This window comes from Pseudomonas ekonensis (assembly GCF_019145435.1).
In the GTDB taxonomy this organism is placed as follows: domain Bacteria; phylum Pseudomonadota; class Gammaproteobacteria; order Pseudomonadales; family Pseudomonadaceae; genus Aquipseudomonas; species Aquipseudomonas ekonensis.
Genome location: NZ_JAHSTS010000001.1, coordinates 2,375,302 through 2,389,208, shown reverse-complemented (window position 1 = coordinate 2,389,208; position 13,907 = coordinate 2,375,302). Strand labels below are relative to the sequence as shown.

12 protein-coding genes are annotated in these 13,907 nt (G+C 65.7%); 11 read left to right on the top strand and 1 reads right to left on the bottom strand.

Features of this window, described 5'->3' with window-relative positions; genetic code table 11:
* Positions 1-98 precede the first annotated feature (98 nt).
* The 10 genes from arnB to KVG96_RS10455 are packed head-to-tail and all read left to right on the top strand — an operon-like array spanning position 99 to position 11,085.
* Positions 99-1,247: a UDP-4-amino-4-deoxy-L-arabinose aminotransferase gene (gene arnB / locus KVG96_RS10500; RefSeq protein WP_217891972.1), complete on the top strand. Its 1,149-nt coding sequence runs from the start codon at positions 99-101 to the stop codon at positions 1,245-1,247.
* Positions 1,244-2,278: an undecaprenyl-phosphate 4-deoxy-4-formamido-L-arabinose transferase gene (arnC, locus tag KVG96_RS10495; RefSeq protein ID WP_217891971.1), complete on the top strand. Its 1,035-nt coding sequence runs from the start codon at positions 1,244-1,246 to the stop codon at positions 2,276-2,278. The genes arnB and arnC overlap by 4 nt, the downstream gene beginning before the upstream one ends.
* Positions 2,275-4,281: a bifunctional UDP-4-amino-4-deoxy-L-arabinose formyltransferase/UDP-glucuronic acid oxidase ArnA gene (arnA, locus tag KVG96_RS10490; RefSeq protein WP_217891970.1), complete on the top strand. Its 2,007-nt coding sequence runs from the start codon at positions 2,275-2,277 to the stop codon at positions 4,279-4,281. The genes arnC and arnA overlap by 4 nt, the downstream gene beginning before the upstream one ends.
* Complete coding sequence (gene arnD, locus KVG96_RS10485) at positions 4,281-5,165, top strand: 4-deoxy-4-formamido-L-arabinose-phosphoundecaprenol deformylase (RefSeq protein WP_217891969.1); 885 nt, start codon at positions 4,281-4,283, stop codon at positions 5,163-5,165. Before arnA ends, arnD begins: the two co-directional genes overlap by 1 nt.
* Positions 5,162-6,811 carry a lipid IV(A) 4-amino-4-deoxy-L-arabinosyltransferase gene (gene arnT / locus KVG96_RS10480; RefSeq protein ID WP_217891968.1) on the top strand — a complete coding sequence of 550 codons (1,650 nt, stop codon included), beginning with the start codon at positions 5,162-5,164 and terminating at the stop codon, positions 6,809-6,811. Before arnD ends, arnT begins: the two co-directional genes overlap by 4 nt.
* Positions 6,808-7,152, top strand: coding sequence for a 4-amino-4-deoxy-L-arabinose-phosphoundecaprenol flippase subunit ArnE (gene arnE / locus KVG96_RS10475; RefSeq protein WP_217891967.1), 345 nt, complete (start codon positions 6,808-6,810; stop codon positions 7,150-7,152). Before arnT ends, arnE begins: the two co-directional genes overlap by 4 nt.
* Entirely contained in the window at positions 7,149-7,562 is a 414-nt protein-coding gene (gene arnF, locus KVG96_RS10470) for a 4-amino-4-deoxy-L-arabinose-phosphoundecaprenol flippase subunit ArnF (RefSeq protein ID WP_217891966.1), read from the top strand. Before arnE ends, arnF begins: the two co-directional genes overlap by 4 nt.
* Positions 7,559-8,938 carry a UDP-glucose dehydrogenase family protein gene (locus KVG96_RS10465; RefSeq protein WP_217891965.1) on the top strand — a complete coding sequence of 460 codons (1,380 nt, stop codon included), beginning with the start codon at positions 7,559-7,561 and terminating at the stop codon, positions 8,936-8,938. The genes arnF and KVG96_RS10465 overlap by 4 nt, the downstream gene beginning before the upstream one ends.
* Positions 8,935-10,530: an ArnT family glycosyltransferase gene (locus KVG96_RS10460; protein ID WP_217891964.1), complete on the top strand. Its 1,596-nt coding sequence runs from the start codon at positions 8,935-8,937 to the stop codon at positions 10,528-10,530. The genes KVG96_RS10465 and KVG96_RS10460 overlap by 4 nt, the downstream gene beginning before the upstream one ends.
* A gap of 36 nt (positions 10,531-10,566) precedes the next feature.
* Positions 10,567-11,085, top strand: a complete 519-nt coding sequence (locus KVG96_RS10455; protein WP_217891963.1) for a GNAT family N-acetyltransferase — start codon at positions 10,567-10,569, stop codon at positions 11,083-11,085.
* Positions 11,086-11,087: 2 nt separating this feature from the next.
* Here the strand turns inward: KVG96_RS10455 and KVG96_RS10450 are convergent, their stop codons facing one another.
* Positions 11,088-12,053 carry a LysR family transcriptional regulator gene (locus KVG96_RS10450; protein WP_217891961.1) on the bottom strand — a complete coding sequence of 322 codons (966 nt, stop codon included), beginning with the start codon at positions 12,051-12,053 and terminating at the stop codon, positions 11,088-11,090.
* 297 nt (positions 12,054-12,350) lie between these two features.
* Here KVG96_RS10450 and argH point away from each other — a divergent pair, with 297 nt between their 5' ends.
* On the top strand, positions 12,351-13,778 hold the full coding sequence (argH, locus tag KVG96_RS10445; RefSeq protein ID WP_217891960.1) for an argininosuccinate lyase: 1,428 nt from the start codon (positions 12,351-12,353) through the stop codon (positions 13,776-13,778).
* Positions 13,779-13,907 lie beyond the last annotated feature (129 nt).

The following is a 13,907-nucleotide window of genomic DNA, read 5'->3' as shown; positions in this document are numbered from 1 at the left end:
TTTTGGCAACTCCTTGATGCAAAGACTTTTTTTGCGTCTACGCTGGGATTGGATCCAACAGGAAACAGATCAGTCTTTTTTTTCGCAGCGAGGTGCTCATGAGTCAGGCGTTTCTCCCCTTCTCCCGCCCGAGTATCGGCGAGGAGGAAATAGCAGCCGTCGAACAGGTCCTGCGTTCAGGCTGGATCACCACCGGACCCAAGAACCAGGCACTCGAAGAGCAATTCGCGCAATACGTCGGCTGCCGCCACGCGGTGGCGCTGTCCTCGGCCACCGGCGGCATGCACATCACCCTGCTGGCCCTGGGCATCGGGCCCGGCGACGAGGTCATCACGCCCTCGCAGACCTGGGTCTCCACCGCCAACATGATCTCGCTGCTCGGCGCCAAGCCGGTGTTCGTCGATGTCGACCGCGACACCCTGATGACCGACGCCGCCCGCATCGAAGCCGCCATCACCCCGCGCACCAAGGCCATCATCCCGGTGCACTACGCCGGCGCCGCGTTCGACCTGGATCCGCTCTACGCCCTGGCCGACAAGCACGGCATCGCGGTGATCGAAGACGCCGCCCACGCCGCCGGCACCCGCTACAAGGGCCGTCACGTCGGCGCCACCGGCACCGCCATTTTCTCGTTCCATGCGATCAAGAACATGACCTGCGCCGAAGGCGCGATGTTCGTCACCGACGACGAGGCCCTGGCCAACCGCGTGCGCATGCTCAAGTTCCACGGCCTGGGCGTCGACGCCTACGACCGCCTCACCCATGGCCGCAAGCCCCAGGCCCAGGTGATGGAACCCGGCTTCAAGTACAACCTGGCCGACATCAACGCCGCCATCGCCCTGGTGCAGCTGGAGCGCCTGGACGCGATCAACGCCCGCCGCACCGAACTCGCCACCCGGTACCTGCAGCGCCTCGAAGGCCTGCCGGTGCAGCCGCTGACGCTGCCGACCTACGCGCAGCAGCACGCCTGGCACCTGTTCATCCTGCGCATCGACAGCGAACGCTGCGGCCTGGACCGCGAGGCCTTCATGAAAGGCTTGCAGGACCTGGGCATCGGCACCGGCATCCATTTCATCGCCACCCACCTGCACACCTGGTACCGCCAGCGTGACCCCGATCTGTATCTGCCCCACACCGAATGGAACTCGGCGCGGCTGTGCTCGATTCCGTTGTTCCCCGACATGACCGGCCAGGATCTTGACCGCGTCGTCGGGGCCATTGAACACGTACTGGAAAAACGCCCGTGAGACCTTACCCAATCCATTGTGTGTCGATCGTCATCCCGGTCTACAACGAAGAGGACAGCCTGCCGGAGCTGCTGCGCCGCACCGCCGCCGCCTGCGCCCAGCTCAAGCACGAGTATGAAATCGTGCTGGTGGACGACGGCAGCCGCGACCGCTCCGCGCAATTGCTCGAAGACGCGGCCCAGGCCCCGGACAGCCCGTTCGTGGCGGTGATCCTCAACCGCAACTACGGCCAGCACGCGGCGATCATGGCCGGTTTCGAGCAGTGCAAGGGCGACGTGGTCATCACCCTCGACGCCGACCTGCAGAACCCGCCGGAAGAGATCCCGCGGCTGGTGGCCGAAGCCGAGCGTGGCTACGACGTGGTCGGCACCGTGCGCAACAACCGCCAGGACTCGGCCCTGCGCCGCTGGCCGTCGAAGCTGATCAACCTCGCCGTGCAGCGTTCCACCGGCGTGGCCATGAGCGACTACGGCTGCATGCTGCGTGCCTACCGCCGCACGATCATCGACGCGATGCTCGCCTGCCGCGAGCGCAGCACGTTCATTCCGATCCTGGCCAACAGCTTCGCCCGCCACACCACCGAGATCGTCGTGGCCCACGCCGAACGTGAGCACGGCGACTCGAAGTACAGCCCGATGCGCCTGATCAACCTGATGTTCGACCTGATCACCTGCATGACCACCACACCGCTGCGCCTGCTGAGCATCGTCGGTTTCACGATGGCGGGCCTGGGCCTGCTGTTCGCCTTCGCGCTGATCGTGCTGCGCCTGGCGCTCGGCGCCGGCTGGGGCGGCGACGGCCTGTTCGTGCTGTTCGCGGTCTTGTTCGTGTTCACCGGCGGCCAGTTCATCGGCATGGGGCTTCTGGGTGAATACCTGGGCCGCATGTACAGCGACGTGCGCGCCCGCCCGCGTTTCTTCATCGAGAAGGTGCTGCGCAGCCACCCGGCCGCGCCGGCGCCTGCCGTCACCGTCGACGGCCTCTCCTCTGCCCCACATCAAAACTCCACTTCCGATCAGGTTCTCTCATGAGCGCAAAAACTGTTGTCTTCGCCTATCACGATATCGGCTGCGCCGGCATTCAAGCCCTGCTCGACAGCGGTTTTGACATCGCGGCGGTGTTCACCCACGCCGACGATCCGAAGGAAAACGCCTTCTACGCGTCGGTCGCGCAGCTGTGCGCCGACAAAGGCATCCCGGTGCACGCGCCGGAAGACGCCAACCATCCGCTGTGGGTCGAGCGCATCGCCAAGCTCAACCCCGAGTACATTTTCTCGTTCTACTACCGCAACCTGCTGAGCGAGGCCCTGCTGGCCACCGCTTCCAAGGGCGCCTACAACCTGCACGGCTCGCTGCTGCCGCGCTACCGCGGCCGTGCGCCGGCCAACTGGGTGCTGGTCAACGGCGAGACCGAGACCGGCGTCACCCTGCACCGCATGGTCAAGCGCGCCGACGCCGGCGCCATCGTCGCCCAGCAACGGGTGGCCATCGAGCGCAGCGACACCGGCCTGAGCCTGCACGCCAAGCTGCGCACCGCCGCCGGCGACCTGCTGCGCGACACCTTGCCGGCGCTGCTGCAAGGCAAAACCACCGAAACCCCGCAGGACGAATCCAAGGCCACCGTGTTCGGCCGCCGCACCCCGGCGGACGGCAAGCTGCACTGGAACAAACCGGCTGAAGAGCTGTTCAACCTCGTGCGCGCCGTCACCCAGCCGTATCCGGGCGCGTTCTGCGCCGTGGGCGAGCACAAGCTGATCGTGTGGAGCGCCGACGTCGTCAAGGGCAACGAAGGCCAGGCCCCGGGCCGGGTCATCAGCACCGATCCGCTGCGCATCGCCTGCGGCCAGGACTCGCTGGTGATCAACGCCGGCCAGCGCAACGACAACGGCCTGTACCTGCGCGGCCCGCAACTGGCCGACGAACTCGGCCTGGTGGACGGCTCGCTGCTGCGCGGCGCCGAATCCGGCCGCGGCCCGCGCCGCACCCGCGTGCTGATCCTTGGCGTCAACGGCTTCATCGGCAACCACCTGTCCGAGCGCTTGCTGCGCGATGACCGCTACGAAGTCTACGGCCTGGACATCGGTTCCGACGCCATCGACCGTCTGCGCGACCATCCGCGTTTCCACTTCGTCGAGGGCGACATCAGCATTCACTCCGAGTGGATCGAGTACCACATCAAGAAGTGCGACGTGGTGCTGCCGCTGGTGGCCATCGCCACGCCGATCGAATACACCCGCAACCCGCTGCGCGTGTTCGAGCTCGACTTCGAGGAAAACCTGCGGCTGGTGCGCGACTGCGTCAAGTACGGCAAGCGCGTCATCTTCCCGTCGACCTCCGAGGTCTACGGCATGTGCCAGGACGCGAAATTCGACGAAGACAGTTCCAACCTGGTGGTCGGGCCGATCAACAAGCAGCGCTGGATCTACTCGGTGTCCAAGCAATTGCTGGACCGCGTGATCTGGGCCTACGGCCAGAAAGGCCTGAACTTCACCCTGTTCCGTCCGTTCAACTGGATGGGCCCGCGCCTGGACCGTCTGGACTCGGCCCGCATCGGCAGCTCCCGCGCCATCACCCAACTGATCCTCAACCTGGTGGAAGGCACGCCGATCCGCCTGTTCGACGGCGGCGAGCAGAAGCGTTGCTTCACTGACATCGCCGACGGCGTTGAGGCCCTGGCGCGGATCATCGACAACGACAACGACGTCTGCAACGGCCAGATCATCAACATCGGCAACCCGGACAACGAAGCCAGCATCCGCCAGTTGGGCGAAGAGCTGCTGCGCCAGTTCGAGGCCCACCCGCTGCGCCACAACTTCCCGCCGTTCGCCGGTTTCCGCGACGTGGAAAGCAAGGCGTTCTACGGCGCCGGCTACCAGGACGTGTCGCACCGCAAGCCGAGCATCGCCAACGCCAAGCGCCTGCTGGACTGGGCGCCGACCGTGGAAATGCGCGAGACCATCGGCAACACCCTGGACTTCTTCCTGCGCGAGGCGATGCTCGAAATCGCCCAGCGCCCTAAAGAAGAAGCGCGCTGATGCAGGCAGGCTTGCGTATTGATGTCGATACCTTCCGCGGCACCCGTGAAGGCGTGCCGCGCCTGCTGGACCTCCTCGACGAGGCGCAGGTCAAGGCGACGTTCTTCTTCAGTGTCGGCCCGGACAACATGGGCCGGCACCTGTGGCGCCTGATCCGCCCGCAGTTCCTGTGGAAGATGCTGCGCTCCAACGCCGCCGGCCTGTACGGCTGGGACATCCTGCTGGCCGGCACCGCCTGGCCGGGCAAGCCGATCGGCCGCGAGCTCGGGCACCTGATGCGCCGGGCCCGGGACGCCGGCCACGAAATCGGCCTGCACGCCTGGGACCACCACGGCTGGCAGGCCAATGCCGGGCGCTGGAGCGACGCGCAACTGATCGAACAGATCCGCCGCGGCGTGGACACCCTCGGCGACATCGTCGGCGAAAAGATCCAGTGCTCGGCCGCTGCGGGTTGGCGGGCGGATGAACGGGTGATCGAAGCCAAGCAGGCCTTCGGCTTTCGCTACAACAGCGACTGCCGCGGGCAGCAGGTGTTCCGCCCCCTGCTCGCCGACGGCTCGGCAGGCACCCCGCAGATTCCGGTGGACCTGCCGACCTTCGACGAAGTGGTGGGCCCGACCGTGGCGGCCAAGGACTTCAACGCCTACATCCTCGACCGGTTCCGTGACCGGCAACTCAACGTCTACACCATACATGCCGAAGTAGAAGGGATTCTGATGGCTCAGGATTTTAGACAGCTGCTGGCCGATGCACGCCGGCGCGACATTGCGTTCCGACCGTTGGGCGACCTGTTGCCCGAGTTCTTGAACACACTGCCCCTGGGCCGTGTGCAACGGGGTGCCCTGGAAGGCCGCGAAGGCTGGCTGGGAGTGCAAGGGGCATGAGCAAGCGCTGGGCTTTGCCGCTGTTGCTGTTGCTTTTTCTGCTGGCCTACCTGCTGCCTTTGGGCAGCCATGGCTTGTGGATCCCCGACGAGACCCGTTACGCGCAGATCAGCCAGGACATGCTGCTGAGCGGCAACTGGGTGTCGCCGCACTTCATGGGGCTGCGCTATTTCGAGAAGCCGATCGCCGGCTACTGGATGATCGCCCTGGGTCAGGAGCTGTTCGGGCAGAACCTGTTCGGCGTGCGCTTCGCCTCGGCCCTGAGCACGGGCCTGAGCGTGCTGCTGTGCTTTTTGGCGGCCCGGCGGCTGTGGAGCGATCCGCGCAAGAGCTTCGCCTGCGCCCTGCTCTACATGAGCTTCACCGTCGTGGCCGGCCAGGCCGGTTACGCCAACCTCGATCCGCAATTCACGTTCTGGGTCAACCTGAGCCTGGTGGCTCTGTGGTTCGCCCTCGACAGCCGCACCACGGGCCAACGCCTGGCGGGCTGGTCGGTGCTGGGCCTGGCCTGCGGCATGGGGTTCATGACCAAGGGCTTCCTGGCCTGGGCATTGCCGGTGCTGATCGCCTTGCCGTGGATGCTCTGGCAGAAACGCTGGCGCGAGCTGCTGGTCTTCGGGCCGGTGGCCATCGTCGTGGCGATTGCCGTGAGCCTGCCGTGGGTGCTGGCCGTGCACGCCCAGGAGCCGGACTACTGGCGGTTCTTCTTCTGGCATGAGCACATCCGCCGTTTCGCCGGCGACGACGCCCAGCACGACGCGCCCTGGTGGTTCTACATTCCGTTGCTGCTGGCGTTCAGCCTGCCGTGGGCCGGGTTGTGGCCGACGGCGGTGCGTCAGGCGTGGCAGACCCGCCGCGAGCCGGCCATCGCGTTCCTCGGCCTGTGGCTGGTGATGCCGCTGCTGTTCTTCAGCCTGAGCAACGGCAAGCTGCCGACCTACATCCTGCCGTGCCTGCTGCCGCTGGCGCTGCTGCTGGGCCATGTGCTGACCGAGCGCCTGCGCCTGGAACAAGGCCGGGCCCTGGGGTTCAACGGGCTGCTGAACATGGCGCTGGGGATCGTCACCCTCATCGCCCTGGTGTACGTGCAACTGAAAAAACCGCTGTACGACCACGAGCTGCACAGCCTGGTGCTGGTGTTCATCGGCCTGACCGGCTGGATCATCAGCAACCTGCTGCAGGCGTTCCGCCCGTTGCAGTGCTGGGCGGCCCCGGCGTTCGGCAGCCTGCTGTTCATCGCGCTGCTGCCGGCGGCGTTGCCCAAGTCGGTGGTGGCCAACAAGACCCCGGACCAATTCATCCTGCATCACCAGGACGAACTGGCCGGCACCACCCACCTGCTGAGCAACGACCTCGGTGCGGCCTCGGCGCTGGCCTGGCGCCTGCAACGCCCGAACGTGGCGTTGTACAACACCGTAGGCGAACTGAAATATGGCCTGGCCTATCCTGAGGGCATCGAGCGGCGGATCGACTCTTTCCGGGTCGAACAATGGATGCGCGAAGCCCGCCGGACCGGTTCGGTCGGTGTGGTGATGCGCGTCAAGGGGCAGGACGAACTGGACGAAATCGATCGTTTGCCCAAGGACGGCGTCCGCTACGAACAGGGCAACCTGGTGATCATGATCCTGCCGAAGGTGGCGCCATGAGCCTGTTGCTGCTGTTGACCGCGTGCCTGCTGACCTGCCTGGGCCAGGTGGCGCAGAAGTACGCCGTGGAGAGCTGGCGCGGCACCGACTCGTCCTGGGCCGACAAGCTGCGCTCGCCCTGGCTGTGGCTGGCGCTGTCCGCCCTGGGCGGCGGCCTGCTGGTGTGGCTGCTGGTGCTGCAGCGCATGGACGTGGGCATCGCCTACCCGATGCTCAGCCTCAACTTCGTGTTCATCACCCTGATCGCCCGCTTCGTGTTCCGTGAGCCCATCGACCGCCGCCACTGGTTCGGCGTGTTGCTGGTGATCGGCGGCGTGGCGCTGCTGGGGCAACAGTCATGAGCCAGAAACGCGGACTCGCCTTCGCCCTGGGCAGCGTGGCGCTGGCCAGCGGCGCGCAGCTGGGCATGCGCTGGAGCATGGTGCGCCTGCCGCAGCCCCAACAGTGGCTGGAGGCGCTCGGCGCCGGCGGCATCGACCTGACCGCGCTGGCGGTGGTGGCCGCCGCGATCCTGGCCTACGCCCTGTCGATGCTCTGTTGGCTTGCCGCCCTGCGCGACGTGCCGCTGGGGCGGGCCTACTCGCTGCTCAGCGTCAGCTACGCGTTGGTTTACCTGATGGCGGCCAGCCTGCCGCTGTTCAACGAATCCTTCAGCGTTACGAAATCCCTGGGCGTGGCGCTGGTCATGCTCGGGGTCATCACCATCAACACTCGTCCGGCATGTGCGCCTGAATTGAGGAGTACTCCATGAAAATCACAGTATTTGGTAGCGGTTATGTCGGTCTGGTGCAGGCGGCCGTGCTGGCCGAGGTCGGCCACGATGTGGTGTGCATGGACATCGACGAGAAGAAAGTCGAACTGTTGCGCCAGGGCCACGTCAGCATCTTCGAACCGGGGCTGGCCAGCCTGGTGCGCGAGGGCCTGGACGGTCAGCGGCTGCAATTCACCAGCGACGAAAAGCTCGCGGTGCAGCACGGCCAGGTCGCGTTCATCGCCGTCGGCACGCCGTCCCAGGAGGATGGCTCGGCCGACCTGCGCTACGTGCTGTCGGTGGGCGACGCGGTGGCCCGCCACCGTGAGAAGCCGCTGATCCTGGTGGAGAAATCCACCGTGCCGGTGGGCACCGGCGACACCCTGCGCGCGCACATCGAAAAGGCCCTGGTCAAGGGCGGCAAGCTGCTGCAGTTCGATATCGTGTCCAACCCCGAATTCCTCAAGGAAGGCTCGGCGGTCAGCGATTGCCGCCGTCCGGACCGCATCGTCATCGGCTGCGAACGCGAAGAGGTGCGCGATGTGATGCGCGACCTGTACTCGCCGTTCAACCGCAACCACGACCGCATCATGTTCATGGACCTGCGCAGCGCCGAACTGACCAAGTACGCCGCCAACTGCATGCTGGCGACCAAGATCAGCTTCATCAACCAGATCGCCGAACTGGCCGAGCACCTGGGGGCCGACATCGAGTCGGTGCGCCAGGGCATCGGCGCCGACACGCGCATCGGCTACCACTTCATCTACCCCGGCTGCGGCTACGGCGGTTCGTGTTTCCCCAAGGACATGCGCGCCCTGATCCACAGCGCCGAGGAAGCCCACTGCTCCAGCGACCTGCTGCAAGCGGTGGAAGCCATCAACCAGCGGCAGAAGCACAAGCTGTTCGAGCGCATCAACGCGTTCTACAAGGGTGAGCTGCGCGGCAAGACCTTCGCCCTCTGGGGCCTGGCGTTCAAGCCCAACACCGACGACATGCGCGACGCGCCGAGCCGGGTGCTGCTCGAATCGCTGTGGGCCGCGGGCGCCAACGTGCGGGCGTTCGACCCTGAAGCGATGCAGGAGACCCAGCACCTGTACCCGGACGAGTCGAAGCTGATGCTGATGGGCACGCCCGAGTCGGTGCTGGCCGGTTCCGACGCACTGATCATCTGCACCGAATGGCAGCAGTTCAAGGCACCGGACTTCGACCTGATCAAGCAGCGCCTCAAGGATCCGGTGATCTTCGACGGCCGTAACCTGTACGACGCCGAACGCCTGGCCCGCAACGGCTTCCATTATTTCCCGATGGGCCGGGGGGAATCGCGCACGCTGCCGATTCCGCTGCAGCAGTGGCCTCACACCTCGGACGTCGCTTGACCGCGCTGTCGCCTGCCGTCCGCCGGCAGTCCCTGATCGCAGGGCTGCTGGCGTTGCTGCTGTTCATCGCCGGGGTGTACGGGCAGGCCCCCATCGGTTTCGATTCGCGGTTCGTGCTGTTCGCCCAGGAGATGCTGCGCCACGGGCCGACGGTGTTCCCCACCACCTACGGCGAGCCGTATGCCGACTACTCGGCGCTGTCGACGCTGTTCGTCTGGCTGCTGTCCCTGCCCTTCGGCGCGGTCAACAGCCTGACGGCCTGGCTGCCCAGCGCCGTGGCGGGGGCGGTGACCGTGACCTTGATATACCGCTTGCTGGCGGTGCATTCGGTTCGCTGGGCGCTGACCGCCATCGCGCTGCTGATGCTGACCGTCACCTTCGTCACCGAAGTGCGGGCGGTGTCCCAGGACTTGATGCTTGCGGCGGTGGCCCTGGCGGTGTTCTACCTCGGCTACGCCCATGACCGTTTCGGCGCCGGTCGGCGCTGGCCGCTGATCTTTGCGCTGTTGCTGCTGGGCTTTGGCATCCGCGGGCCCATCGGCCTGGTGGTGCCGACCGGCATGCTGTGCAGCTATTACCTGCTCGAACGCCGATGGGCGCGGTTGCTGCTGTTCGGCGTGCTGGCCTCGGTGCTGCTGGCGGCGTGCGTCGGCCTGCTGTTGTGGCTGGCCAAGGTCAGCGGCGGCCCGGCGTTCGTCCAGGACGTGATCCGCATGCAGTTCATGGGGCGCATGGACGGCAGCGAAGGCGTCAGCGGCTCGCTCTATTACTTCACCAGTTCGCTGGGCAACTACGCGCTGGCCTATCCGCTGGCGTTGCTGGCCCTGGCGGCAGCGTGGCTGAGCAAGCCCCTCCAGCGCGGGCCGGCCTTGCGCCTGGTGCAGTACTGCGCGGCGGCGGGGTTGATCGTGATGGTCGGCCTGTCGATCCCGCAGGCGAAGAAGGCCCGTTACCTGCTGCCGATGCTGCCGATGGCGGCGATCATTGCGGCGTATCCGTTCCAGGTCGCCCATGGCCGGGTGTTCGCCTGGCTGCGCGGGGTGATTCAAGGGCTGTGGCTGGTGACGCCGGGGCTGCTGATGGTGGCTTTGCTGGTCGCCCGCAAGAAGTTTGCGGAGCAACTGAGCGGTGAGCTGCCGGTGCTGATCGTGCTGGGCGCCCTGCAACTGGCCGCGCTGTCCCGGCTGTGGCGGCCTCGCTGGCGGGCCGAGACGCTGGCCTTCAGCGCCGTGCTGGCGTTGTGGGCGGTGTATGCCCTGGTGTTCGAACCGGTGGAGCGCCAGCTCTACGACACCCGCACCTTCAGCCGGGCCGTGCTCGCCCAGGTGGAGCAGAACCCTGCGCCGCTGGTGCTGCAAGGCATGGGCAAGGACGCCAAGGCGATCAAGTTCATGGTCAACGTCGAAAAGGACCTGCAGCCGCAGTTCAGCGACTCCGTCCAGGCGCTGGAGACCCTCAAGGGGCCGGCCTGGCTGATGATGGACCGCAGCGACTACCAGACCTTGAAAGGCACGCCCCTGGGGGACGCGCCGCCGGTGCTGAGCGGCCGTTTCGACAAAAACGACTATGTGCTGCTGTGGCTCAAGCCGTAACCTGCGGGTATTCCTGCCACTGGAGCGGTTTCTTCCATGACATTCAGCGTGCGTCCGGCCCGTGAATCAGACGCCTGCGCCCTGCCCGCCCTCGAGCGGTCGGCGGCGCGGCTGTTCCGCCTCGACCCTTCCCTCGCCTGGCTGGCCGATGCCCCGGTGCCCGACGCCGAACAGCATCGGCAGGCCATCCGGACGGCACGGGTGTGGGTCGCGCAACGCTTTGACGGACAACTTTCAGGCTTCTTGCGGGCGGTGGAAACCGACCGTCAATTGCATATCGAAGAGTTGTCCGTGGGGCAGGACTTCCAGGGTCTGGGCATCGGCCGCAAGTTATTGTCGGCGGCCGTAGAACAGGCACGCCACGAGCAACTTGTTGCGGTGACACTGACCACCTTTCGCGATGTGCCGTGGAATGCGCCGTTCTATCAACGGATGGGGTTCGAGTTATTGAGCCCGGAACAAACCGGTCCGCGCCTGAGCGAAGTTCTGAACAACGAAATCGCCCACGGATTGCCCGGCGAGCGCCGTTGCGCAATGGCGCTGACACTGGGCTGACATCAGGCCGTCGCCTTCAGATCGACGCCCAACGCGTGGGCGAACGCCTTCACCAACGGACTGCGCACGGTGTTGTGGCGCAGGATCAGGCTGAACGGCGTGACGATGTTGATCACCTGCGGGCGCACCGCCCGGAACTGCCCGGCCGCCACCCACGTGGCGGCGTAGTGCTGGGGCAGGAAACCCACGAAACGCCCGGTCTTGATCAGCAGCGCCACGGCCTCGACCTGGGTCGCCGACGCGGAAAAACTGTCGTAGCGCGCATGGTTGAGCTTGTCCCGATGGATCGCGTAGCGGTGGTTGATGCAGGCATGGTCCAGCAGCACGTCGCTGCCCATCTGCGCCTCCGGCATGTCGAACAGCGGGTGGCCGACCGCGCAATAGGCTTCCGAGCGTTCCTCATACAACGGGTAATAATCAAACTCTTCCCGCCGTTGATAAACCGGCACGATTCCGGCAACTAAGCGTCCTTCCACCACACCTCTTTCAACTTCATCCAGCTGAGTCGCCTGAAGTTGAAACCTTACTTTCGGCGATTCTTCATTCATGCGTTTAAGCGCTGCAACTAACGGCGAATTAACGTCGCTGATCGTATTGTCGATGACCCCAATACCCAGATCGCCGATCAGTTCGTTCTGCGCTGAACTAAGCCGATCCCGAAAGTTGTCGACCGAGGCAAACAGGTCAATCGACGCCTGATACACCAAACGCCCTTCCTCGGTCAGATGGAACCCCTCGCGACCGCGGGTGCACAGGCGCATGCCGATGCGGATCTCAAGGTCGGAGATCTGCTTGCTGATGGCCGCAAGGCCCACGTTCAGCTCGTTCTGGGCGGCACTGAAGCCGCCGGCCTCGACCACGGCCTTGAACACCTTGAGCAGTTTGAAGTCCAGTCCGCTGAGGGCCAGCGGCGCCCGGTGGGCGGTCTTCACCGGCGGGTTTCCGGAATTGGAAAGTGGGGTTTCCATAATGCTGATTTACCTCTGGCGCAATGTTCAACAATCTGTGTCCAACAACAAAAACATCGCCGACCAATAATAATGAACACAGAAAACAAGGCTTGGCAACCGCCAAAAAATTCCGAACATCAGTGCCAACTCACTGATCGCAAAACATTAAAAGCTGGCACTTCGATCAGCTCTCGCGACATTGCAACTGCCCTCTTGAAGACTGCTTCGGCCTGACTCCGTCCGCTGTTTTTTCAGCGTGAGCGGCAGGCCGTGCACACCGATTTCAGTTCGCGTTACCGACGAGGAAAACAACACATGTCTCACACCACCGACCGTCTCTGGGGCGCCCGTTTCAAAAGCGGCCCGTCCGCTGCCCTGGCGGCCCTGTCCCGTTGCCCCGAGCGCTATTTCCGCCTCACCCCGTACGACCTGGCGGGCTCCAAGGCCCATGCCGGCGAACTGCAGCGGGCCGGCCTGCTCGACGGGCAGGAAACCCGCACGATGATCGAGGCCCTGGACGGCATCGGTGCCGATTTCGCCGCCGGGCGCATCGCCCCGACCCTGGACGACGAAGACGTCCACACCTTCATCGAGCGCCTGCTGACCGAACGCCTCGGCGCGCTCGGCGGCAAGCTGCGCGCCGGGCGCTCGCGCAACGACCAGACCGCCAACGACCTGCGCCTGTTCCTGCGTGACCACGTGCGCACCCTGGCCGTGGAAGTCCTGGCCCTGCAACAGGCCCTGGTGGATCAGGCCGAGCAACACGTGGAAAGCATCTGTCCCGGTTTCACCCACCTGCAGCAGGCCCAGCCGATCGTGTTCGCCCATCACCTGCTGGCCCACGCCCAGGCGATGCTGCGCGATGTGCAGCGGCTGGCGGACTGGGATGCGCGCACGTCGCTGTCGCCCCTGGGCGCCGCGGCCATGGCCGGCTCCGCCATCGCCCGACAGCCGCAGCATTCGGCCAAGGAAATGGGCTACGCCGGCGTCTGCGAAAACTCCATCGACGCCGTGGCCAGCCGTGACCACGTCGCCGAATTCCTGTTCATCGCCAGCATGCTGGGGATCAACATCTCGCGCCTGGCCGAAGAGTTCTGCCTGTGGTCGTCGCGCCAGTTCCGCTGGGTCGACCTGGACGATGCCTACGCCACCGGCAGCTCGATCATGCCGCAGAAGAAAAACCCGGACATCGCCGAACTGGCGCGGGGCAAGGCCGGGCGCCTGATCGGCAACCTGACCGGCCTGCTGTCCACCCTCAAGTCCCTGCCGCTGTCATACAACCGCGACCTGAGCGAGGACAAGAACGGCGTGCTCGACAGCGTCGACACCCTGCTGCTGGTGCTGCCGGCCATGGCCGGGATGGTTGCGACCATGACCGTCAACGTCGAGGAACTGCGGCGCCAGGCGCCGATGGGCTTCACCCTCGCCACCGAAGTCGCCGACTGGCTGGCGGTGCGCGGCGTGCCGTTCAAGGAAGCCCACGAGATCACCGGCGCCCTGGTGCAGGCCTGCGAGAAGCACGGCATCGAGCTGTGGGAGGCCTCGCCGGCCCTGCTGGCGGAAATCGACCCGCGCCTGACCGCCGACGTGCGCGACAGCCTGACCCTGGAAGCCGCCATCGCCGCCCGCAGCGGCTGGGGCGGCACCGCGCCGCAGCAGGTGCGCGAGCAGATCGGCCGGCTCAAGACCGCCCTCGCGGCCCAGCAGGCGTGGACCGAAGACTACCGGGGCTTGCGCCTCTAAGACACGACCGCGATCCCTGTGGGAGCCGGCTTGCCGGCGATGGCGTCCAGACCGTCGACATCGATGCCGGAGACCCGCCGCAATCGCTGGCAAGCCAGCTCCCACAAGGGCTGTCGTTGGATTTGAAAG

Bases quoted from the DNA above. Each gene is read 5' to 3' on its own strand.
- KVG96_RS10450 (WP_217891961.1), bottom strand. From the start codon at position 12,053: ATGGAAACCCCACTTTCCAATTCCGGAAACCCGCCGGTGAAGACCGCC.
- arnD (WP_217891969.1), top strand. From the start codon at position 4,281: ATGCAGGCAGGCTTGCGTATTGATGTCGATACCTTCCGCGGCACCCGT.
- arnF (WP_217891966.1), top strand. From the start codon at position 7,149: ATGAGCCAGAAACGCGGACTCGCCTTCGCCCTGGGCAGCGTGGCGCTG.
- argH (WP_217891960.1), top strand. From the start codon at position 12,351: ATGTCTCACACCACCGACCGTCTCTGGGGCGCCCGTTTCAAAAGCGGC.
- arnT (WP_217891968.1), top strand. From the start codon at position 5,162: ATGAGCAAGCGCTGGGCTTTGCCGCTGTTGCTGTTGCTTTTTCTGCTG.
- arnE (WP_217891967.1), top strand. From the start codon at position 6,808: ATGAGCCTGTTGCTGCTGTTGACCGCGTGCCTGCTGACCTGCCTGGGC.
- KVG96_RS10465 (WP_217891965.1), top strand. From the start codon at position 7,559: ATGAAAATCACAGTATTTGGTAGCGGTTATGTCGGTCTGGTGCAGGCG.
- arnA (WP_217891970.1), top strand. From the start codon at position 2,275: ATGAGCGCAAAAACTGTTGTCTTCGCCTATCACGATATCGGCTGCGCC.
- KVG96_RS10455 (WP_217891963.1), top strand. From the start codon at position 10,567: ATGACATTCAGCGTGCGTCCGGCCCGTGAATCAGACGCCTGCGCCCTG.
- arnB (WP_217891972.1), top strand. From the start codon at position 99: ATGAGTCAGGCGTTTCTCCCCTTCTCCCGCCCGAGTATCGGCGAGGAG.